Consider the following 21,673-nt stretch of genomic DNA (forward strand, 5'->3'; position numbering starts at 1 on the left):
TTTATTACGGTTATATTAATAGCATAAAAGCGCGGAGGGCTGAATCAAATAAAAGCAAATTTTTTACAAGTATTTTATATTTGAATTATTTACAGGGAAGATAAATGTGGAAGCAAATAAAAAGGCCAGTAGCTAAATAGCTGCTGGCCCTCGATATGATTATTCTTCTTTGCCGTATGTTTTACGAAGAATATAAACATAGGCATTGATGAAAGCTTGCTCTTGAAACTTTTTCAATCCAGTGTCCTCATAGTCAACAGGAATTGGGTTTCTTTTTAATTGCTCTTTAACTTCAGTGCCAGAAAGTAACTGCACATCCACACCTGAAATTAACTGGATTGCAGCTTCCATTTTAAAACCAGCCGCACTACCTGCAAATTTACCTTTGTGTGGGCGCTGACGAATGGCGATAGAATCTACGCCGTAATCTTCTACTAGTTTTGCAAAGTCGAATTGGAACTTGCGCATTTCATCAAGTTCTGTCCCTTGGTTACTTAACGTAAAGCGGCGCTGACGAATGTCTCTGATATCAAAAACATCATCTTCTTTCGTTAGCATACAAAGCAGAGCTTCGCTGCCTGAAATTTCAACCCCAAGTGTTCTCATTTTCGTGTCCAGATTATGCAAAAATTGAATTATCTCACAGTGTTATTTCTATTGCTATCGCTGCATGGTCAGAATAGCAAATATCTTCGTCCATACGCTTCGGATCAAGGTGAGCATCGTAACTGTAGTAATGTAACGACTTCACTCTGGGCGTTTCTCGGTTGGGATTGAATTCTTTTGAACAAAGAATGTAATCAAGTACATTACCTTCACCTTGATAGTAATGACTGACTGGCTTTTCTTTATGGTTGTTGTCGGCGTAAAGAAAACTGTCGAACAACCCGACACTATCAAAGCCATTACTAGCAAGGACGGGTGGAAAGGCTTGCGTCATAAAAGATAATGCCGGGCTCTCTAATGCATCGTTAAAGTCGCCCATCACTAACGTTGCAGCCTGTTTCTCCCTTTGTGTCTTCAATGCATCGTAATAAATGATGGAGGCTTCGAGTGAACGTGATATCTGCGACTGCATCGTACCTACGGTTTCGTGAAGTAAAGTAAGTAGCGGATCGTCTTGATTGGAATCTCCCAGCATGTGGGCCATTGAATGAACACGTTGAGACTTAAAGTGGACGGCATAACACGCGAGTAACCCAAAGCCTGGAATGTCGAACTTACATTTTATTGGGGTGCGATTGAATTTAAATTGATGTTGATTATTAAGGTATTCGAGTAATTCGGGGCAGGGCTCCAACGGCGCAAAAGATTTAAATGGTAGTTTTGATGCAATAGCGACCACGGGTTTAAACAGTACCGATGGGTATACGTGATCAGGACTTGGCGCATCGACTGTGGCGAAGTGAACAAGACCCAAGTCTTCGCACAGCATCTGTAAGCTATCAGGTGAAAAGACCTCTTGAAACACAATGACATCGGGGTTTATATGCTGAATGAGTCCCGTGATGAACTGAGTTTTGGTTTGCCACTGTGTTTCATTATAGTGTTCATGAAGTTGATAAAAGGAATAAGGTGGTGCTGCAAAATTTAGTAGATTAAAGGTTGCAAACCGATAACGCTTTTTGGCCACGAATAATCCCAAAATAGTTTTTGTAAATTAATAGATTAATTTTAGCTCTAGGCTTGCACTTAGCCAAGTAACACGCGAGAATAGTGGCTCTTATTCGAAAGTCCTCGGATGAGCCGCGACAATTCGCGCAAGACAATGCTTATTCGTAAAAGCGTTGATAGGCACACTTTAAAATTAATTAAATACATGTGATGCATTGTAGGTGTCACCACTGTAAATAGGATTTATCATGCCAGTTATTACTCTCCCTGACGGCAGTCAGCGTATTTTTGAAAACCCTGTCACTACCTTAGAAGTCGCTCAAGACATCGGTCCTGGCCTTGCGAAAGCAACGATTGCTGGCCGTGTAAATGGCGTTCGTGTTGATGCTTGTGACCTCATCGAAAATGACTCAGCACTTGAAATCATCACCGCAAAAGACGACGACGGTCTTGAGATTATTCGTCACTCGTGTGCGCACTTGATTGGTCACGCTGTAAAACAATTGTTCCCAGAAGCTAAAATGGCGATTGGTCCTACCATCGACAACGGTTTTTATTACGATGTTGACCTAGAGCATTCACTTACTCAAGAAGACCTTGAAGCGATAGAAAAGCGTATGTTGGAGTTGGCAAAAACCGACTACGACGTAGTAAAGAAAAAGGTGAGCTGGCAAGAAGCGCGCGATGCATTTGAAGCACGCGGTGAAACCTATAAGATGGAAATCCTAGACGAGAATATCGCGAAAGATGACCGCCCAGGTTTATATCACCACGAAGAATATGTTGATATGTGTCGTGGTCCGCACGTACCAAATATGAAGTTCTGTCACCACTTTAAGATTATGAAAGTGGCAGGTGCATACTGGCGCGGTAACTCAGAAAATAAGATGTTACAGCGTATCTACGGTACAGCTTGGGCTGATAAGAAGCAGCTAAAGGCTTACCTTAAGCGTTTAGAAGAAGCTGAAAAGCGCGATCACCGTAAGATTGGTAAAGCGCTCGACCTGTGGCACTGGCAAGAAGAAGCACCAGGCATGGTATTCTGGCATAATGATGGCTGGAGTATTTATCGCGAGCTTGAAGATTTTGTTCGTGAAAAGCTACGCGAATATCAGTACGAAGAAGTAAAAGGTCCGTTAATGATGGACCGTGGCTTGTGGGAAAAGTCAGGCCACTGGGACAAGTATTCAGATGCCATGTTCACGACTGAGTCAGAGAAACGTGAGTATGCTATTAAGCCAATGAACTGCCCGGGTCACGTGCAGATCTTTAACCAAGGTCTAAAGTCATACCGTGATTTACCATTACGTATGGCCGAGTTTGGTTGTTGTCACCGTAATGAACCATCAGGCGCATTACATGGATTGATGCGTGTTCGTGGTTTTACTCAAGATGATGCGCATATCTTCTGTACAGAAGAGCAAATCATGGATGAAGTATCTGCGTGTATCAAAATGGTATACGACACATACTCGACATTTGGCTTTGAAAAGATTGTTGTAAAGCTTTCTACTCGTCCAGAAAAGCGCATTGGTGAAGACGAAATGTGGGACAAAGCGGAAGAAGCATTGGCCGAAGCATTGAAAGTCAACAACATTGAGTTTGAATATCTGCCGGGTGAAGGGGCGTTCTATGGTCCTAAAATTGAATTTACGCTATACGATTGTTTAGAACGTGCGTGGCAATGTGGTACAGTGCAGTTAGACTTCGCATTACCTGGTCGTTTAGGTGCAACTTATGTTGCGGAAAATAACGAGCGTAAAACGCCGGTTATGATCCATCGCGCAATTTTGGGTTCACTAGAGCGCTTTATTGGTATCCTAACGGAAGAATATGCTGGTCAATTCCCAACTTGGCTTGCGCCGAAACAAGTTGTGATCATGAATATCACGGATAAACAAGCAGATTATGTCCACGAAGTTGTACAAAAGTTGAATAAACTTGGAATAAGAGCTTGTGCCGACTTGAGAAATGAGAAGATTGGTTTTAAAATCCGCGAGCATACTTTAAAACGTATACCTTATTTGCTAGTGGTGGGTGATAAAGAAGTCGAGCAACAAGAAGTTGCAGTAAGAACCCGTACTGGTGAAGATTTAGGTAAATTCTCGATTGATGATTTCATCGCGAAAGTTAGCGAAGAGATTAAAAATCGACTATAAATATAAACTTGCGTGTACTTCACTTTTTCTGGTGCACGCAATTACTTTTGAATTTTTTGGAGGAACGTACCATTAGAGGCGGCAAAAAAGGGCAAAATAACGCTCAGAAAAATCGTATTAACGAAGAGATTACAGCGAAAGAGGTTCGCTTAATTGACGCTGAAGGCGAGCAAGCTGGCATTGTCTCAACAAGAGACGCACAAAACATGGCGGATGAAGCAGGTCTAGATCTAGTTGAGATCAGCCCAAATGCAGAACCACCAGTTTGTAAAGTGATGGACTACGGTAAGTTCCTTTTTGAAAAAGCAAAAATCCAAAAAGAACAAAAGAAAAAGCAAAAGCAAATTCAGGTTAAGGAAGTTAAATTTCGTCCTGGTACTGATATTGGTGATTACCAAGTCAAGCTACGTAGCCTTCGCAAGTTTCTTGAGGGTGGCGACAAAGCTAAAGTCACAATTCGCTTCCGTGGTCGTGAAATGGCACACCAAGAAATTGGTATCGACCTGTTGAACCGTATCAAGACTGAGTTGGAAGATATCGCATCTGTTGAGTCTTTCCCGAAAAAAGTTGAAGGTCGCCAGATGATAATGATGATGGCACCTATTGCTAAAAAGTCTTAATCTCGGCATAATACGCATCGAATTTAACGCAGGTCTCAAGTGCTAACGCCACCTGCGTTATCCGGTTTTAAAGTAAGGTATTGATCCTTCACCGGTTTTAGGTAGTAAGTTAGGCCTACAAGTGAGTTTACCTCCGCCTACTTACATTGTGTTAAAGCAATATCATTCGGAGTTATTGCAAATGGCTTATAAGCTAAAATCACACAGAGGTGCTGCTAAGCGCTTCAAAAAGACTGCTTCTGGCGGTTACAAGCGTAAACAGTCGCATCTTCGTCACATTCTGACTAAGAAATCTTCAAAGCGTAAATTACACCTTCGTGCTAAGTCTATGGTTCATAAGAATGACCTAGGCCTAATCGATCGTATGTTACCATTCGCTTAATAGAGGATATCAGAAATGGCAAGAGTTAAACGCGGCGTAGTTGCACGTGCACGTCACAAAAAAGTATTAAAGCAAGCTAAAGGTTACTATGGAGCGCGTTCACGCGTTTACCGCGTAGCTTTCCAAGCGGTAACTAAAGCTGGTCAATATGCTTACCGTGACCGTCGTGCTAAGAAACGTACTTTCCGTCAACTATGGATTGCTCGTATCAACGCAGCTGCACGTCAAAATGGTCTTTCTTACAGCCGTTTCATCAATGGCCTTAAAAAGTCATCGATTGAAATCGATCGTAAGATCCTAGCTGATATCGCAGTATACGACCAAGTAGCTTTCGCAGCACTAGTTGCTAAAGCAAAAGATGGTCTAGCTGCTTAATAAGCGGAACTAGAATTAGTCTTCGGACTAAAGCTGGTATTGAAAAGGAGCCTTTGGCTCCTTTTTTAGTTTTGTATTCGTTATCAACGCTAGCGTTAGCGGTTTTTTAGTAAGATTTTATCCAGCATCTTACTGCTCAATATTCGTTTTAAGTACCCCATCAAATAGGTTGGAAAGGTAACGTAATATCTGGGCTTTGCAGTTTTCGCACTTAGTGCATGTTGCAGCACTTTATAAACAGCTTCTGGTCCTAAGGTAAATTTTTGCGGTGCTTCTTCTGAGCCTAAGCGGTTAAGCTGCGCCTGATATGCTTTGTAATGAGCACTATTTTCGTGGTCGATATTCGCTAAAAAGGCGTGTTTCGCATTTTCTCTAAATTTAGACACGATTGGACCTGGCTCTATTAGGCTAACTTGAATATTGCTACCTGAAAGCTCCATGCGTAGGGTGTCGGTAAGTCCTTCAAGTGCAAATTTGCTCGCGTTATAAGCGCCACGATATGGTAGTGCAACTAACCCAAGTACGGATGAGTTATGAATAATGCGGCCTGCGCCTTGCTTACGCATTTGCTCAACTGCGAGACAGGTCAGCGTATGCCAGCCAAAAAAATTAACTTCAAATTGTTGCCGTAACACGTCTGTAGGTAAGTCTTCTACCGCACCAGGTTGGCCGTAGGCACCGTTATTGAACAACGCATCTAGCTGCCCATTTGCGATTGCCAAAGCTTGGTTAAAGCCATCATTTATACTTTGCTCACACGCTAAGTCGAGCAGAATACATTGAATTTCTGTGCCTTCAAATTTATTCAAGTCCTTTGTATTTCTAACCGAAGCAATAACTTGATATCCTGCTTTTGACAATTGCACTGCGCAGTAATAACCAATCCCGCTAGAACAACCTGTGATTAAAATTGATTTTTGTACGCTCATTTTGATCCCTAAAGTTATGGTTATCTGCGATTAACTGCAAATTTTTGTTGAATCACCGCACATTGTAAGCTGATATCTAAAATATTGATATAATTGGCAGATAAAAGCAGAGGAATAGAGAAATATGATGAGTTCCAGCATTATTATGCTTACTGCAATGCTAGGTATAAACGGTCACTTACCACCTTTGATAGAGTGGCAGGGCAAAAGTGAACAACTATTACAACAACAGGGCCCATTAACGACTGATTTTGAGCTAAGCGGTGCGATAGATTCTCCTAATTATGCAGATACGATGGCATTTGTTGACCGCCTAGTGGCTGCTAATCCAACCCAATTTAAACTAGAGACGATTGGGTTTAGCAATAGTAATCGCGCAATTAAGATGATTGTTGCAACGGAGCAGGGCGGTGACAAGTCAAATGTTATTAACAATGGCAAGCCAACCATTTTAGTACAGGCTGGTATTCATGCCGGGGAAATTGATGGCAAAGATGCCATGTTTATGTTACTTCGCGATGTTGCAACCGGTAAGCGCCGGGATATATTAACGAAAGTGAATTTACTCTTTATTCCTATTCTCAACGTCGATGGGCATGAAAGACGCAGTCAGTTTAACCGTATAAACCAACGGGGCCCGACTGTTATGGGCTTTAGAACTAATGCCAATAACTTAAATCTCAATCGTGATTACACTAAATTGGACACGCCAGGAGTTAAGGCAGTCATGCAGGTGATTAACGAATACAATCCGGACCTATACATCGATGTTCATGTAACGGATGGCGCAGACTACCAATACGATGTCACTTATGGTTTTAACCCAACTTTTGCAAGTGAATCACCGGCAATAGCTGAGGTGCTAGAGAATCAAATTTCGCCACAAATTAATGCCACGCTTGCTGCTAATGGGCATATTCCAGGCCCGCTTGTATTTGTGATGGATAAGCGAGACTTTAAAAAAGGACTGGCTGGATGGGTGGCAACGCCAAGGTTTTCAAATGGGTGGGGAGATTTAAAGGGACTACCAACCATACTGGTAGAAAACCATTCTTTGAAACCCTATAAGCAGCGCGTACTAGGCACTTATGTGTTTATGGATGGTGTTATCAGTGGCCTTTCAAGCAATATTCAGGCATTACGAGAAGCGGTCAAAAAAGAGGCTGAATTCACACCTAAACAACTGGTTGTTGAACGCAGCTATGCAAAAGAGCCTGACTACATTCAATTTAAGGGCATCAAATACAAGCAGTTTGAAAGTGCATTGTCTGGTCACTTGGAAGCTAAGTACTTAGGCGAGCCACAAGACTACGAGAAACTACCGATTTATTGGCAAAAGGAAGTAAAAACAACGGTGAATGTACCTGAACAGTTTTACATTCCCCCGGCATACCCTGAAGTGATCGAAAAATTAAAATTGCATGGAATAACTGTTTCTACACTACCGGTGGGAACTGTGGTGGAAAAAGTAAGTCAGGCTACAGTAAAAGATTACAAGTTCGATAATGCTCCTTTTGAAGGACGCTTTCGAGTGAATGCGACTTTTGATATTCAGGAACTCTCAGATAAGGTCGATCTCAGTGGGTGGTATAAAGTAGCAACAGCGCAAAAATCTGGAGAGCTGGTGACTCACTTACTACATCCAGAAGCGCCTGACTCATTTTTTGCTTGGGGGGAGTTCAATACTATCTTCCAACGTACAGAATATGTTGAAAATTATGCACTTGAACCTTTTGCACGAAAAATGCTAAAACAAAATCCGGCTATGGCATTAGCCTTCGACAAAAAAATACGTGAAGACAAGCAGTTTGCAAACGATCCAAAAGCGAGGATGGAGTGGCTTTATGCAAGAACGCCGTTTTATGATAATGCGTATCTCAAATATCCTGTTTTGATGTCGTTTGGAGCAAACTAATCATGCAAGTGTACACTATTCCAGTCACACCGTTTATGCAAAATTGTCGTGTTATCGTGTGCCCAGACACACAAGCCGCTGCAATTGTAGACCCCGGAGGTGACGCGGAAAAAATTATCGCGCAGTTGAACACACAGGGATTAATGCCAAGCATGATTTTGCTTACCCATGCGCACCTTGATCATGTGGGAGCAAGTACAGAATTAAGTGAACATTTTAACATCGAGATTATTGGGCCTCATCAGGGCGACCAATTTTGGTTAGAAGCCTTACCAATGCAATCGCAGATGTTTGGTTTTCCTAATCATGCTGCTTTTTTACCATCAAAGTGGTTAAATGATGGTGATAAGATTAGAGTAGGAAACCTTGCACTCGAAGTCAGACATTGTCCAGGACATACTCCGGGGCACGTAATATTTTACGAACCAAACTCAAAACAAGTCTTAGTAGGAGATGTGTTGTTTAAAGGCTCAGTTGGTCGTACTGACTTTCCAAAAGGCGATGCATCCCAACTAAAACAGTCAATACAAGATAAGCTGTTTACTTTGCCTGATGAGGTCGTGGTGCATTCGGGCCATGGTGAAAATACCTCAATTGGCTTCGAAAAGGCGACAAATCCTTTTATGAGTGGCCGATTTGGTTAAAATAATGAAAGTGGCATAGTAGTGATGTGCATTTTTTAATTTGCTATGCTTCAGGGAATAACAATCAGCATCGGTTAATAGACTGATGTGCTAATTAAACTAGAATAGATATGTCATTGAACCAAGTAGATCGCCAGATACTGGCATTGTTACAGCAAGACGCAAGTCTTTCTACCGCTGAAATCGCTGATAAAGTGGGGTTATCTCAATCCCCTTGTTGGCGTCGCATCGCTAAATTAGAACAAGACGGTTATATCAAAGGCAAGGTTGCATTGCTGGATGAGAAAAAACTCGGATTTGATATGTTAGTTTATGCGCATGTTAGGCTTTCAAACCATGGCCGCAACAACCTTGCCGAGTTTGAAAAATTGATCTTAAGTTACGACGAAGTAACAGAGTGTTATTCTATGGCAGGTACCATGGACTTTATGCTGCGTATCATTTCTAAAGGCATTGAAGGCTATGAGCAATTTGTTCGTGATAATTTACTTAATTTAGAGTTCGTGCAAGAAGTACACTCAAATGTTACAATGACTTGCGTTAAGCGCAGCACCTCCTTACCGCTTTAATATAGCTTGTGGCCCTGCTTGCTTAAGTAGGGCTTCCAGTCATCTTTTCACCATTGTTCTATACTAAAATTCAGACTGCTTGATTAAGCTATGTATATTGCAACCAAGTTTGCAATATATACTTGTATCTTATTTGTTAAAGGCGCTGCTTTTTGCTAAAATCCCCCGCCTTTGTGTTCATAGTCAATTCACACCTGAGGATATTGATGTTTAATCTTATCAGCAAAGCGCCTAGCTCTGCTAAAAATGATGTACTGTCTGGGCTTACTGTCGCTTTGGCACTTGTGCCTGAGGCTGTGGCTTTCGCTTTTGTTGCTCAAGTAGATCCATTAGTTGGTTTATATGCGGCATTTATTGTTGGTCTTGTGACTTCAATCTTTGGTGGTAGGCCGGGTATGATCTCGGGCGCTACAGGGGCTCTTGCCGTGGTAATGGTGAGTCTCGTTGTTGAGCACGGCGTAGAGTATCTCTTTGCAACCGTTTTACTCATGGGCCTCTTACAAATAATCGCGGGTATATTTAAGCTCGGCAAGTTTATACGTATGGTACCGCATCCTGTGATGTTAGGCTTTGTGAATGGTTTAGCCATCGTTATCTTTCTTGCGCAACTTGGTCAGTTCAAAGTACTTAACGGCGAAGGTGAGCTGACTTGGATGCAAGGGGAAGCTCTTTATGTGATGGTGGGCTTGGTGGCATTGACTATGGCCATTATTCACTTTTTACCAAAGCTAACAACCGCTATACCTTCGAGTTTAGCGGCGATCTTAGTAGTAACCGGTCTTGTTATTGGTTTAGATTTAGACGCTCGTAATGTGCTTGATTATCTGAAAGATATGTCAGGTAACGTGGATGCAACGATAGCTGGTGGTTTTCCTGCTTTCCATATTCCCGAAGTACCATGGACATTTGAAACATTTAAAATCATCTTCCCATACGCACTTATTCTAGCAGCGATTGGTTTGATTGAATCTTTGTTAACGCTCACGTTAATCGACGAAATCACCGAAACACGTGGTCACAGTAACCGTGAATGCATCGGCCAAGGCGCAGCTAATGTTACCTGTGGTGTGTTTGGTGCGATGGGGGGCTGTGCGATGATTGGGCAATCAATGATCAATATTAATTCTGGTGGCCGTAGTCGTTTGTCAGGTATCACGGCAGCATTATTACTACTTGTATTTATTCTGTTTGCAGCAAGCCTTATCGAGATGATCCCACTTGCAGCGTTAGTTGGTGTAATGTTTATGGTGGTGTTGGGGACTTTTGAATGGTCAAGTTTTAGATTAATTAGAAAGATCCCTAAATCAGATGCCTTTGTGATCGTCTTGGTGTCGGGTGTTACTGTGATTACAGATTTGGCCATCGCAGTTTGCGTTGGTGTTATTGTTTCGGCACTCGTATTCGCTTGGGAACATGCGAAACATATCTACACCAATAATTATATTGATGAGCAAGGCTCGAAAGTGTATGAATTACACGGACCTCTGTTTTTTGGATCGGTGAAAAACTTTGCTGAGCTGTTTGATGTTAACAATGACCCAGATGATATCATTGTTGAATTCAAACATAGCCGTGTTGCTGACCACAGTGCAATTGAAGCAATAGATGCGTTAGCTGAACGTTATAAAAAGGCTGGTAAAACGCTTCATCTTCGACACTTGAGCCAAGACTGTAAAGTATTGCTAAGTAAGGCTAAAGATCTCGTTGAGCTAGATGGCCAAGCAGATCCTACTTATAAAGTGGCATCTGATAAGCTTGCTTAAGAACGACAGTTTAAATAGATGAATATAAATTAACTGGTTAATTTATTTTAAGAAAAGGCACTACGGTGCCTTTTTTATTTGCGGCAAGGTGTGTAAAAACTGAGACCACCAGCAGTGAATAGAGCCGACATGCTGAGATATAATCCAGTTAAGCTAGAAGAGGTATAATCATTTTGAAGTGGCAATCACTGGTTGATAACAGGCAGAGGTTTTTCTGGGTATTACAAATAGCCGGTTGGCTGGGCTACGCGCTGGTTAACTATATTGGCTCAAAAGTCTTTGAAATGCGTGATATTTATGTGTTTGTCATCGCATTAAATGCCTATGCAGGTTGCTTGATGACTGTACCGCTACGATACCTCTATCGTAAAATTTGGAATGCAACACCTTTAGTGCTGATATTCGCTGTGTTTACGGCGTCATATGTAACTGGAACACTATGGGCGGTTGTTCAAAAATTTAATCATTGGGAAATATATCGTCACGGATATCGACCGGATGAGTGGTTTTATTACTTACAGCAGGGACTAGACTCTGTCTATATCATACTCTGTTGGAGTGGTTTGTACTTTGGTATTAAGTATTACCAATTGCTACAGAGTGAGCGTCAAAAGGCTTTGAAAGCCAATACTATGGCCCATGAAGCGCAATTGAAAATGCTGCGATATCAATTGAATCCGCATTTTCTATTCAATACCCTTAATGCGATTTCGACGCTTATATTGGTTGAAGAGAACAAAGATGCGAATCAAATGGTCGCAAGGCTCAGTGATTTCTTGCGTCATACATTAAATACAGATCCGATAAAAAAGGTACCGCTTGAGCAAGAACTACATGCGCTAAAGCTGTACTTAGAAATTGAGAAGGTCCGTTTTGATGAACGCTTATCTATTGAGCTTGATGTGACAGAAGAAGCTGAACAGGCGTTAGTACCAAGCCTGATCCTACAACCACTCATTGAAAATAGCATTAAATACGCAATTGCCCATATAGAGCATGGCGGGAAAATTGAAATAAAAGCACAGGTGTTTGCCAATGAGCTACTCTTGGAAGTAGGAGACAATGGTCCAGGCGCCGAGCTGGAAGATGGACAACTGAAAAGTGCACAGGGAGTGGGTTTAGCGAATACCAAAGACCGTCTAAAAACCTTGTACGAAAATAACTATTCATTTGTGCTCTCTAACAATGAGCCAACTGGTTTGAAGGTAAACATTCGCGTTCCATATGAAAGGGCGAAGAAGTAATGAGCAAAATTAGAACACTAATCGTAGATGACGAGCCGTTAGCGAGAAAAGGGCTTGCGGTAAGGTTAAGAGATTTTTCTGAAATCGAAGTTGTAGAATTGTGTGGCAGTGGTCAACAAGCAATCGATCTATGTAAATCTAAGGACATAGATCTGGTCTTTCTCGATATTCAAATGCCGAACATGAACGGTTTTGAAGTAGCGAGAGCGTTAAGTGAGAGTGTTAAACCATTGCCTGCTATCGTATTTGTAACTGCGTTCGATCAATATGCTGTTAAGGCATTTGAGATCCATGCGCTGGATTACATCTTAAAACCCGTTGATGACAACAGATTAAAACAGGCGGTGGAGAAAGTGCAAAGCTATTTAAAAACACAACAAGACAATGCGCATAAGAAAAAGCTAGCCAGCTTTGTTGCAGGGATCACTGGTAATAACTGTGAAGAAATCCTTAAAAAACTTGCAACAGGAGACACAATTGAAGATAAAAAATTCCCAGAGTCGCTCGCAGTAAAAGAGCAGGGTGAAATCATTCGAGTTTCGACATCGTCAATTCAGTGGATTGATGCAGCTGGTGACTACATGTGCTTACACTGTAGCGATGGTCAGACCCATATTTTACGTAAAACAATGAAAGATCTAGAACAAGAGCTAGATCCAACGTTATTTGTGCGCGTACATCGCTCTGCAATTGTTAATACTAAGCAGATCAGTAAACTGGTCACACAAAGCAGTGGCGAATACTTATTGGTACTTGAGAATGGTCAAGAGCTTAAAGTCAGTCGTAGTTACCGTGACAAAGTAAAGGCCGCACTCGCGAGCTAGTAAAAGCGCGAGCTAAAGTGATTTGCACCGTGTTTAGCCTACGGTGACGTAGTGTATTTTATGTGCTTGTACACTTTAGAGTATTCTAAGGAAAGATGAACTAGGCAGCAATGCTACCTAGTTCAACGCTTTTACACTGTGACGATTTTCAGTGTGTTACTGGCGCCAATGGTTTCCATCTTATCACCGTGTGTGATGATCACTGTGTTGCCTTTTTCCAATGAGCCTGCAGCAACTAGCGTGTCAAGCGCTTCGCGAACAGTTGAATCATCTGAGCATTGCGTCGAGTCAAATCTTACCGGATATACACCACGATAGAGTGATGCCTGCCCAAGCGTTGATTGATGGCGAGACAGTGCGTAAATAGGCAATCCAGAACTGATACGAGACATCAACTTTGCGGTATTACCCGATTCAGTTAGTGCGACAATCGCCTTTACTGAGTCCAAATGGTTTGCTGCGTACATTGCTGACAGCGCGATAGTTTCACAGGTGTCTGCAAAACGGCTGTCTAAACGATGTTTAGAGATGTGGATCTGTGGTTGAGATTCAGCGCCTAAACATACACGTGCCATTGCTGCGACCGTTTGTTCCGGGTAATCACCAGCAGCGGTTTCTGCTGAAAGCATCACCGCATCTGTGCCATCAAGTACTGCGTTGGCGACATCCATAACTTCAGCACGAGTTGGCATTGGATTGTCAATCATTGACTCCATCATTTGGGTGGCAGTGATCACCGTACGGTTTAGAGAGCGAGCACGGCTGATGATTTGCTTCTGTTTACCAACAAGAGCGGCATCGCCAATTTCTACACCTAAATCACCGCGAGCAACCATCACCGCATCGGAAGCCAATACGATGTCGTCAATCGCTTCTACAGTTTCCACCGCTTCTGCACGTTCGATTTTTGCAAGTAATTGTGCATTAGAACCTGCTTTCTCTGCCAGTCCTCTAACATAACGCATGTCGTCACCACTGCGAGGGAACGAAACCGCGATATAGTCCACGCCAATTTCTGTTGCGGTGATCAAGTCTTTTTTGTCTTTGTCAGTAAATGCAGGTGCTGTTAAGCCGCCGCCTAAACGGTTGATACCTTTATTGTTCGACAAGACACCGCCAACTTTAACATTGGTATGGACTAGGTGGTCTTGTACTTCTTCAACAACAAGCTGAATAAGTCCATCGTTTAATAGCAGTAAATCGCCTTGTTTTACGTCATTTGGTAATTCTTTATAGTCGATACCCACGGCTTCAACGTGGCCTTGGCCAGGCTCCATTTTTGCATCAAGAGTGAATTTAGCACCCACTTCTAAGAACACTTTGCCTTCTTTAAATGTTGAAACGCGGATTTTAGGACCTTGTAAATCAGCAAGAATCGCTACATTTACACCTAAGCGTTTAGCAATTTCACGAACGGCTTCGGCTCTATTTTTGTGATCTTGAGCTACACCGTGTGAAAAGTTTAGTCTGACTACGTTGGTGCCGGCACGAATGATTTTTTCTAAGTTGTTATCTCTATCCGTCGCTGGCCCCAGTGTTGCGACGATTTTTGTGCGTCTAAGCATCAGATTCTCCTGTTAGCTTATCAAGGTAAGCAAAAACTTATGAATGTGTTAAAAGTAAATCAAAATTGCTGTTTTTTTACACATGCCACATTGTAAAATCACGATTTAACTAATTAGAGCATAAAGAATTATGCAAAACCCTTTTTAACACTCGAATTAAGTTATATGATCTATATGTCATCATTATGACACCGGTGTCAGTGGCCGTCAATCTCGAATATTTTACCTTACAGCTTAGGGGGCTATTTGAGGTTTATCACAAAATTGGTGAATTCGTGCTGCTGTCACTATATTGCTATACAGTGAATTGTGTTAGCTGTCATATTTTGGGGACCGATATGATATCAGTGAATTGTGTGTCTCACTGGTCAATCATGGTCGCTCAGGTATAATGCACATACACGAACGCATAAAGTTTTGATGTTACCGAGGAGGAAACTAAATGCAGGTTGCATTAGTTGGTTTGGGTGTGATGGGTAAAAACCTCGCGCTAAATCTAATTGAGAAGGGGATGACCTTAGTCGCTTATGACAAGAACCCCGAAGTAGGTGCGGAATTATTGAGTTGCGCACAGTCGTTAGGTATGGCGGAGCGCTTACACATAGTGTCTGATCTCGGTGATATGATCAGAAGGTTAGAGACTCCTCGCTCGATTTTATTACTCGTTCCGGCAGGTGAACTAGTAGATAAAGTTTGTAGCGATTTAGTTGAAGCTGGAGTTGAGAAAGACGATATTATAGTTGACTGTGGTAACAGTAATTACAAAGATGGTATTGCACGTAAATTGAAATATCAGAATAAATTTGAGTTTGCCACTATGGGGATTTCTGGCGGTGCCGAAGGTGCACGTCATGGCCCTGCAATGATGGCAAGTGGTTCAGAAGGTGGTTGGGAGCGTATCGAGCCTTGGTTCGAAAAGGTTGCTGCGAGCTACAACAACGAATCATGTTTCGCGCGTGTAGGGCAATCGGCCAGCGGTCACTTTGTTAAAATGGTGCACAACGGTATTGAGTATGCGTTGATGCAGCTCATTGCTGAGCTTTATCAATTGCTACGCCTAGGTACTGGTCGCTCTCCTAAAGAAGTTGCTGAGATTTTTGAATCTTGGTCTGAAGGCAAATTAAATAGTTATCTACTTGCAATTTCTAGCCACATTTTAAGTCTAGAAACAGAGCAAGGTGAGTCTTTAGTCGACCTTATTGACAACAAAGTAGGGGCTAAAGGCACTGGCCTTTGGACTGCGCAAAACGCGCTGGAGCTTGGTATTGCCGTACCTTCGCTTGTGGCTGCGGTACAAGCTCGTCACCTCACCAATACTATTGATACTCCAGCCGCAAAAGAAATGACATACGCGAATAAATCAACGCAAACAATTGAGGTTGATTTAGAAGAATTAAAAGATGCATTCTATTTTGCCAGTTTACTCTGTTACCGCCAAGGTCTTGCATTGATTAAGGGCGCGTCACGCGCACACCAGTGGAAAGTGGACCTCAATAAAACGCTACAAACTTGGCGCGCCGGCTGTATTATCCGAGCTGATTACTTAGATGATATCGCTGAAGGTGTTGAATTTATCGATTCACTAGAGAAACCAGCACTTGCGCTACGTAGTATTACAGGTAAAGCAGTGGCGACTGGTTTGTCTTTCCCTGTGCTTGGCGCGACGCAAACTTATATTGCAACACTAAGCACACCAAGCAATGGACACTTGGTACAAGCACAGCGTGATTACTTTGGTGAGCACGGCATAAAGACACACAGTGGTGAAACTTGTCACCTGACTGATCTTGTCGATATCGAAGCAAAAGTTAGATAATAATCGACGTTCGGAGCAGTTCGAGCTGATTTAAAAGCCGTGGTAACGATACCACGGCTTTTTTGTAGTGGTACTTTTCGCTTTATTGATATCGATTACTATCGAGTTAGCTCACCGCGCAGATTGTCCTGCATCAAATGACGGATTGTTTCAAGCTCAAGTTGCTGGCTAAAGAGATAGTGCAGCTTTGTTAAGCACGCTTCTAGTGTCATATCGTAGCCGCTGATCACACCACAGTTTAATAACGCATTTCCTGTCGCGTAGCCGCCCATATTCACTTTTCCTTGAATACATTGGGTGAGATTGATAATCACCACTCCGCGATCGCTGATTGCTTTAAGCTCAGTTAAAAAGTGCTCGTCTTGTGGTGCGTTACCAACACCGAAGCTCAATAATATCAGCGCTTTCATCTCGCCACGCATCAGATTTTTAAGGATTTCAGTTGAGATCCCAGGATACAAATGCATTACCGCGATAGGTTGAGGTGAAATCTTGGTGACTTGCAAGCTTTGCTCAACGTAAGGGCTTAGCTTCCCTTCGAGCAGCTGTATATTGATCCCAGCTTGTGCCAGCGGCGAAAGGTTTGGAGAAGCGAATGCATCGAAGCCATCAGCATGAGCTTTGATTGCTCTGTTACCGCGGTAAAGTTTATTGTTGAAAAACAAACTCACTTCGGCGATAGGGTAGTTAGCAGCCAAATACATCGCGTTTAACAGATTTACTTGACCATCAGAGCGCAGTTGTGACAACGGAATTTGAGAGCCGGTTACTATCACAGGTTTAGTTAAGTTCTCAAACATGAAGGATAGTGCAGAGGCAGTATAGGCCATTGTATCTGTGCCATGGAGCACCACAAAGCCGTCGTAGTCATGATATTTTGATTGAATATCATCCGCGATAAGCTGCCAGTGATGCGGTGACATATCTGACGAATCAATTAACGGGCAATATTCATGAATATCAAAAAGCGGCATTTCATCGCGAGTAAACTCAGCGTTATTTTTCACCGTATCTGTTAGGTATCCTGCAACCGGAACGTAACCACGACTGGATTGCTTCATACCAATGGTACCACCGGTATAGGCGATATATATTTTTTTTCTTTTCATAAAAAAGCCCAGAATAAAATCTGGGCTCAGTATAACAATTACAGCACCACAATTGCAGTGCTTAATCGATTTTACTCAGGTGAGACGTTACACACTAAGCAAAGCGTATAGACATGGTTAGGATCGTTAAGCTGGCCTAACATTTGAGTTTGTAGTGCTATTGTATTGCTAACACTGTCTAGGGTATGTAATGCAGTTTTTGCGAATATCGATTGCTCCGGTACAAGGGCACTAATGGCACTTTGCACCATAGACGCACCAAATAATTGCTGCATCAGCTTTTCTTGCTCGGTGAGTGTTTGTTCAATAGTGATAACATCATACATCTCTAAATTAGCAAGACTTGCTGCCGCTTCAATGGCATCGTTCTTGTTACCTAACTTATCGACTAGGCCAAAATCAAGCGCCTGAGTTGCCAGCCATACACGTCCTTGCGCAACATCGTTAACCGCTGACTTATCAAGGTTTCGTTCGGTTGCAACCATAGAGATAAACTTATCATAGGCATCTTCAACCCCCATCTGGATAAGGTTTTTATAACCACCATCTATCCCTCTGAATGGAGATTGACCTTTTAATTCAGTTGTCGCAACACCGTCAGAGTAAATTCCTAATGAGTTTGCTGCATTTTCAAAGGTCATGATCATGCCAAAGACACCAATAGAGCCTGTGATCGTACTTGGAGACGCCCAAATTTCATTGGCTGATGCTGCAATCCAATAACCGCCAGAAGCGGCAACTGAACCCATTGATGCTATCACGGGCTTTCCAGCGGCTTTTAGTGCAATAACTTCATTACGAATGGTTTCAGAAGCAAACATGCTACCACCGCCAGAGTCAATTCTTAATACAACTGCTTTCACTTTGTCATTAAGGCGAGCCTTTCTAAGTAATGCAGCTGTTGAATCGCCACCAATAGCACCTGCTTTACGCTTGCCATCAGAGATTTGACCTTTAGCAACAACCACGGCGACTTTTTCGGTAAATGGGTTTTCTGCAAACTCTTTAGGCGGCAAAGTTGAGAGATATTGATTGAACGAGACCTGTTTAAAAGATTTTCCTTGTGCATCGAGACCAACTTCATCGATCAGTTTCTGTGCAAATGCCTGATTGGTCGTTAACGCATCGACCCATTGGTTGTCGATAGCGTATTTGGCGGAATCCCCTTGCGCGGCTTCCATTTTGTCTGTTAATGCTGCGAAGGTTTCATCAAAATTAGCCACGTCAAAACCACGATTTTCAGCAACTTCTGTTTTATATTGTGTCCAAAGCGGGGTGATCCATCCAAGATTTGACTCTTTTGCTTCTGGTGACATATCGCTGCGAATATAAGGCTCAACAGCCGACTTATATGTACCAACACGGAAAATATGTTGCGTAACTTTAAGCTTATCAAGCGCCTCTTTAAAATACAGTGGGTACATGCCAAACCCGGTGATATTAACTCCCCCATATGGGTGTAGAGAAATTTCATTTGCTACCGACGCAAGATAGTATTGAGCTTGAGTGTAATAGGCGCCGTGGGCATAGATTTTTTTGCCCGCAGCTTTGAATTGCGCTAGCGCGTCTTTGATATCTCGTAATTTATCGAGGTGGGCGCTATGAAGACGTTGTAAATCAAGATACATCACTGTAATGCGGTCGTCTCGAGCTGCTTTATTGATAACATCGATAATATCATCTAATAAAATTTCACTTGGCTCTTCTGAGTCATCAAAAGCATCACTCATGGCCGCCTCAATAGGGTCAACATAGGTTAATTGCTCAACAATGATACCGTTCAGGTTTAAACGTAATACGCTTTTATTTTCGACCTTAACCTGATCCTCACCTGATACAACGCTTATCACTATGGCGATTAGAATGAATAAAAAAAGTAGATTTAGAATTAATCGCCTAGAAAAGTTTAGTGTGGCCCAAATGCCTTTAAAAATATTCGCTATCAGTTTCAAAATGATCCCTTATGCTTAACTTCAATACAACGCTATACATTTATCATATATCAGAGCGAGTTTCATGAATAATAGAAAAACGTAACGAAGTATTTTCATGGTTGAAATATCGCCAATGCAGCCAAATTCGTTAATTTCTTTCTTCTTAAGACTTGCCAAATAATAAAAAAACGTTAATGTTCACAGGTAAGACCAGTTTTGTGGGGCGGCAAATGTTAGAACAAGAACTACAACTTAAACATACCAGTTTGCGAAATCGCTTGGTAATGGGATCAATGCATACCGGGCTTGAAGAAGGGTGGCACAATCGAAAGCGACTGGCTGCGTTTTATGAAGAACGAGCAAAAGGTGGAGTGGGCCTGATCGTAACCGGTGGTTATAGTCCAAACCTACGTGGTAAGTTGACACCAATTTCTTCTTCTTTTAACTCGTTATACGATGTAATTAAACACAAAGCATACACTGACGTAGTACATAAACATGGTGGCAAAATTTGTCTGCAGTTACTACATGCAGGACGCTACGCTTATCACCCATTCAACACTGCACCTAGTGCGATTAAAGCGCCGATTAATCCATATAAACCAAAAGCAATGAGCGTAAGTGCTATTAAAGGTACGATTAAGGACTTTGCTCACTCAGCTAAGTTGGCCGAAAAAGCCGGCTACGATGGTGTGGAAATTATGGGCTCAGAGGGTTATTTAATCAATGAGTTTATGGCCAACCATACCAATAAGCGCACTGATGAGTATGGTGGTAGCTTAGAAAACAGAATGCGATTGGCAACAGATATTGTAAAAGCGGTTAGGGCAAAAGTGAGCGATAAATTCATTATCGTTTTTCGTTTGTCGGTCATGGACTTAATCCCAAATGGCTCAACACCAGAAGAAGTTGTGCTGCAAGCCAAAGCTTTGGTTGCAGCAGGTGTGGATATTCTTAATACCGGAATCGGTTGGCATGAGGCACGCGTTCCAACAATTGCGTCGATGGTGCCTCCAGGTGCCTATCGTGAAGCGTCTCATAGATTAAAACAAGCGGTAGATATACCTGTTGTAGCAGTAAATAGGATTAATACGCCAGATCTTGCTAATGACATTTTAGCTAAAGGAGATGCCGATCTTATTTCTATGGCGCGTCCGTTACTGGCTGATCCTGAATTCTTTAATAAATATCAAGAGCAACGCTCGGAACAAATTAATATTTGTATCGGCTGTAATCAGGGGTGTTTAGACCATGTATTTAAAGGTAAACGAGCAACATGTTTGGTGAATCCGCAAGCAGGATTTGAATTGGATTATCCACTTCATACCGTCCAAAAGAAAAAACACGTACTCGTTGTTGGGGCTGGGCCTGCTGGGTTGTCTGTAAGTTATTATCTAGCTAAAAAAGGCCACCAAGTTAAGTTGATTGATAAAGGTAGCGAATTAGGTGGTCAGTTTAATTTAGCCATGCGAATACCCGGTAAAGAAGACTTCCAACATACACTTAAATACTATGTCAGCGAAATAAATCGCTTGGGTGTTGAGCTTTGCCTAGATACACCATACGAAGAAACAATGGCAAATGCATTTGATGATGTGGTATTTGCAACGGGTGTACGCCCACGTATGTCGAAAATTGAATGCGCGGATGGAAAACGTGTGTTTGCCTATGACGAAGTTATCAAAGGCGAAGTAGAATTAGGCGATAAAATTGCCATTTTGGGCGCAGGTGGTATTGGCTTTGACATGGTAGCGTTTTTAACTGAACAGCGAGAACAAACTATTCCAGATTTTAAATCTCAATGGGGAATAGAGTGCGAAGCGCAACCATCACAAGAGCAAAGGCCAATTTATATGTTAAAACGCTCTGAAGGACGCTTTGGTAAAGACTTGGGTAAGACCACTGGCTGGATCCACAGAGCTGTTGCAAAACATCACAATGTTCAGCAAATTGCAGAGTGCGAATATATAAGCTTTGATAATCAAGGTTTGACTGTGAGAGTGGCAGGTGAAGAACAACTGTTAGATGTAGATACGGTCATTGCCTGTATTGGACAAGTTTCCAACGATAGCTTGTTCGATAAAGAGGCGCTACCTGTAAATCAGCACGTTATTGGTGGGGCCAAACTGGCTGCAGCGATTGATGCTAAGCGAGCGATTGCAGAGGCACTTCAGGTAGCAAGAAAGATCTAACGAAATAATCCAACCCAAT

At 42.2% G+C, this 21,673-nt stretch carries 18 protein-coding genes; 12 read left to right on the top strand and 6 right to left on the bottom strand.

What is annotated here, in order from left to right; all coding sequences use genetic code 11:
- Nucleotides 1-159 precede the first annotated feature (159 nt).
- Together CWC03_RS04165 and CWC03_RS04170 are read right to left on the bottom strand one after the other, a co-directional pair.
- On the bottom strand, nucleotides 160-606 hold the full coding sequence (locus tag CWC03_RS04165) for a DUF3010 family protein (protein ID WP_010604871.1): 447 nt from the start codon (nucleotides 604-606) through the stop codon (nucleotides 160-162).
- Nucleotides 607-640: 34 nt separating this feature from the next.
- Nucleotides 641-1,633 (bottom strand): endonuclease/exonuclease/phosphatase family protein, encoded by a 993-nt coding sequence (locus CWC03_RS04170; protein WP_138580699.1) that lies wholly within the window; start codon nucleotides 1,631-1,633, stop codon nucleotides 641-643.
- Nucleotides 1,634-1,862: 229 nt separating this feature from the next.
- Between CWC03_RS04170 and thrS the strand changes: the two genes are divergently transcribed.
- From thrS to rplT, 4 genes are all read left to right on the top strand, one after another.
- Nucleotides 1,863-3,773: a threonine--tRNA ligase gene (gene thrS / locus CWC03_RS04175; protein ID WP_138580700.1), complete on the top strand. Its 1,911-nt coding sequence runs from the start codon at nucleotides 1,863-1,865 to the stop codon at nucleotides 3,771-3,773.
- Nucleotides 3,774-3,829: 56 nt separating this feature from the next.
- Nucleotides 3,830-4,393 carry a translation initiation factor IF-3 gene (gene infC / locus CWC03_RS04180; protein WP_099643259.1) on the top strand — a complete coding sequence of 188 codons (564 nt, stop codon included), beginning with the start codon at nucleotides 3,830-3,832 and terminating at the stop codon, nucleotides 4,391-4,393.
- A 181-nt stretch (nucleotides 4,394-4,574) separates the two neighbouring features.
- Nucleotides 4,575-4,775 carry a 50S ribosomal protein L35 gene (gene rpmI, locus CWC03_RS04185; RefSeq protein ID WP_010604868.1) on the top strand — a complete coding sequence of 67 codons (201 nt, stop codon included), beginning with the start codon at nucleotides 4,575-4,577 and terminating at the stop codon, nucleotides 4,773-4,775.
- A gap of 15 nt (nucleotides 4,776-4,790) precedes the next feature.
- Nucleotides 4,791-5,150: a 50S ribosomal protein L20 gene (gene rplT / locus CWC03_RS04190; protein ID WP_010376973.1), complete on the top strand. Its 360-nt coding sequence runs from the start codon at nucleotides 4,791-4,793 to the stop codon at nucleotides 5,148-5,150.
- 95 nt (nucleotides 5,151-5,245) lie between these two features.
- Here rplT and CWC03_RS04195 read toward each other — a convergent pair whose 3' ends face one another.
- Nucleotides 5,246-6,079: an SDR family oxidoreductase gene (locus CWC03_RS04195; RefSeq protein WP_138580701.1), complete on the bottom strand. Its 834-nt coding sequence runs from the start codon at nucleotides 6,077-6,079 to the stop codon at nucleotides 5,246-5,248.
- Nucleotides 6,080-6,203: 124 nt separating this feature from the next.
- Between CWC03_RS04195 and CWC03_RS04200 the strand changes: the two genes are divergently transcribed.
- The 6 genes from CWC03_RS04200 (at nucleotide 6,204) to CWC03_RS04225 (ending at nucleotide 13,038) form a co-directional block, all read left to right on the top strand.
- Nucleotides 6,204-7,994: a M14 family metallopeptidase gene (locus CWC03_RS04200; protein WP_138580702.1), complete on the top strand. Its 1,791-nt coding sequence runs from the start codon at nucleotides 6,204-6,206 to the stop codon at nucleotides 7,992-7,994.
- A gap of 2 nt (nucleotides 7,995-7,996) precedes the next feature.
- Entirely contained in the window at nucleotides 7,997-8,638 is a 642-nt protein-coding gene (locus tag CWC03_RS04205; RefSeq protein ID WP_138580703.1) for an MBL fold metallo-hydrolase, read from the top strand.
- Nucleotides 8,639-8,748: 110 nt separating this feature from the next.
- The gene (locus tag CWC03_RS04210; protein ID WP_010376979.1) at nucleotides 8,749-9,207 is read left to right on the top strand and encodes an Lrp/AsnC family transcriptional regulator; all 459 of its coding nucleotides are present in this window, start codon (nucleotides 8,749-8,751) and stop codon (nucleotides 9,205-9,207) included.
- A gap of 206 nt (nucleotides 9,208-9,413) precedes the next feature.
- Nucleotides 9,414-10,970 carry a SulP family inorganic anion transporter gene (locus tag CWC03_RS04215; RefSeq protein WP_138580704.1) on the top strand — a complete coding sequence of 519 codons (1,557 nt, stop codon included), beginning with the start codon at nucleotides 9,414-9,416 and terminating at the stop codon, nucleotides 10,968-10,970.
- Between the two features lie 173 nt (nucleotides 10,971-11,143).
- Nucleotides 11,144-12,214: a sensor histidine kinase gene (locus tag CWC03_RS04220; protein ID WP_138580705.1), complete on the top strand. Its 1,071-nt coding sequence runs from the start codon at nucleotides 11,144-11,146 to the stop codon at nucleotides 12,212-12,214.
- On the top strand, nucleotides 12,214-13,038 hold the full coding sequence (locus CWC03_RS04225) for a LytR/AlgR family response regulator transcription factor (protein ID WP_138580706.1): 825 nt from the start codon (nucleotides 12,214-12,216) through the stop codon (nucleotides 13,036-13,038). The genes CWC03_RS04220 and CWC03_RS04225 overlap by 1 nt, the downstream gene beginning before the upstream one ends.
- Before the next feature lie 131 nt (nucleotides 13,039-13,169).
- On the opposite strand, the gene pyk is transcribed toward CWC03_RS04225, so the two are convergent.
- The gene (gene pyk / locus CWC03_RS04230) at nucleotides 13,170-14,603 is read right to left on the bottom strand and encodes a pyruvate kinase (protein WP_138580707.1); all 1,434 of its coding nucleotides are present in this window, start codon (nucleotides 14,601-14,603) and stop codon (nucleotides 13,170-13,172) included.
- A 442-nt stretch (nucleotides 14,604-15,045) separates the two neighbouring features.
- On the opposite strand from pyk, the gene gnd reads away from it, so the two are divergent.
- Entirely contained in the window at nucleotides 15,046-16,419 is a 1,374-nt protein-coding gene (gene gnd, locus CWC03_RS04235; protein WP_138580708.1) for an NADP-dependent phosphogluconate dehydrogenase, read from the top strand.
- A gap of 98 nt (nucleotides 16,420-16,517) precedes the next feature.
- Here the strand turns inward: gnd and ansA are convergent, their stop codons facing one another.
- Both ansA and sppA read right to left on the bottom strand, forming a co-directional pair.
- Complete coding sequence (gene ansA / locus CWC03_RS04240) at nucleotides 16,518-17,528, bottom strand: asparaginase (RefSeq protein ID WP_138580709.1); 1,011 nt, start codon at nucleotides 17,526-17,528, stop codon at nucleotides 16,518-16,520.
- Between the two features lie 71 nt (nucleotides 17,529-17,599).
- On the bottom strand, nucleotides 17,600-19,480 hold the full coding sequence (gene sppA, locus CWC03_RS04245) for a signal peptide peptidase SppA (protein WP_138580710.1): 1,881 nt from the start codon (nucleotides 19,478-19,480) through the stop codon (nucleotides 17,600-17,602).
- A gap of 212 nt (nucleotides 19,481-19,692) precedes the next feature.
- Here sppA and CWC03_RS04250 point away from each other — a divergent pair, with 212 nt between their 5' ends.
- Nucleotides 19,693-21,654 carry an FAD-dependent oxidoreductase gene (locus tag CWC03_RS04250; RefSeq protein WP_138580711.1) on the top strand — a complete coding sequence of 654 codons (1,962 nt, stop codon included), beginning with the start codon at nucleotides 19,693-19,695 and terminating at the stop codon, nucleotides 21,652-21,654.
- Nucleotides 21,655-21,673 lie beyond the last annotated feature (19 nt).

Source organism: Pseudoalteromonas sp. S2755 (genome assembly GCF_005886535.1).
Classification (GTDB): domain Bacteria; phylum Pseudomonadota; class Gammaproteobacteria; order Enterobacterales; family Alteromonadaceae; genus Pseudoalteromonas.

Coding starts and splice junctions, on each gene's coding strand:
- ansA (WP_138580709.1), bottom strand. CDS start 17,528: ATGAAAAGAAAAAAAATATATATCGCCTATACCGGTGGTACCATTGGT.
- CWC03_RS04165 (WP_010604871.1), bottom strand. CDS start 606: ATGAGAACACTTGGGGTTGAAATTTCAGGCAGCGAAGCTCTGCTTTGT.
- CWC03_RS04205 (WP_138580703.1), top strand. CDS start 7,997: ATGCAAGTGTACACTATTCCAGTCACACCGTTTATGCAAAATTGTCGT.
- rplT (WP_010376973.1), top strand. CDS start 4,791: ATGGCAAGAGTTAAACGCGGCGTAGTTGCACGTGCACGTCACAAAAAA.
- thrS (WP_138580700.1), top strand. CDS start 1,863: ATGCCAGTTATTACTCTCCCTGACGGCAGTCAGCGTATTTTTGAAAAC.
- CWC03_RS04225 (WP_138580706.1), top strand. CDS start 12,214: ATGAGCAAAATTAGAACACTAATCGTAGATGACGAGCCGTTAGCGAGA.
- CWC03_RS04215 (WP_138580704.1), top strand. CDS start 9,414: ATGTTTAATCTTATCAGCAAAGCGCCTAGCTCTGCTAAAAATGATGTA.
- CWC03_RS04250 (WP_138580711.1), top strand. CDS start 19,693: ATGTTAGAACAAGAACTACAACTTAAACATACCAGTTTGCGAAATCGC.
- pyk (WP_138580707.1), bottom strand. CDS start 14,603: ATGCTTAGACGCACAAAAATCGTCGCAACACTGGGGCCAGCGACGGAT.
- gnd (WP_138580708.1), top strand. CDS start 15,046: ATGCAGGTTGCATTAGTTGGTTTGGGTGTGATGGGTAAAAACCTCGCG.
- CWC03_RS04195 (WP_138580701.1), bottom strand. CDS start 6,079: ATGAGCGTACAAAAATCAATTTTAATCACAGGTTGTTCTAGCGGGATT.
- rpmI (WP_010604868.1), top strand. CDS start 4,575: ATGGCTTATAAGCTAAAATCACACAGAGGTGCTGCTAAGCGCTTCAAA.
- CWC03_RS04210 (WP_010376979.1), top strand. CDS start 8,749: ATGTCATTGAACCAAGTAGATCGCCAGATACTGGCATTGTTACAGCAA.
- CWC03_RS04200 (WP_138580702.1), top strand. CDS start 6,204: ATGATGAGTTCCAGCATTATTATGCTTACTGCAATGCTAGGTATAAAC.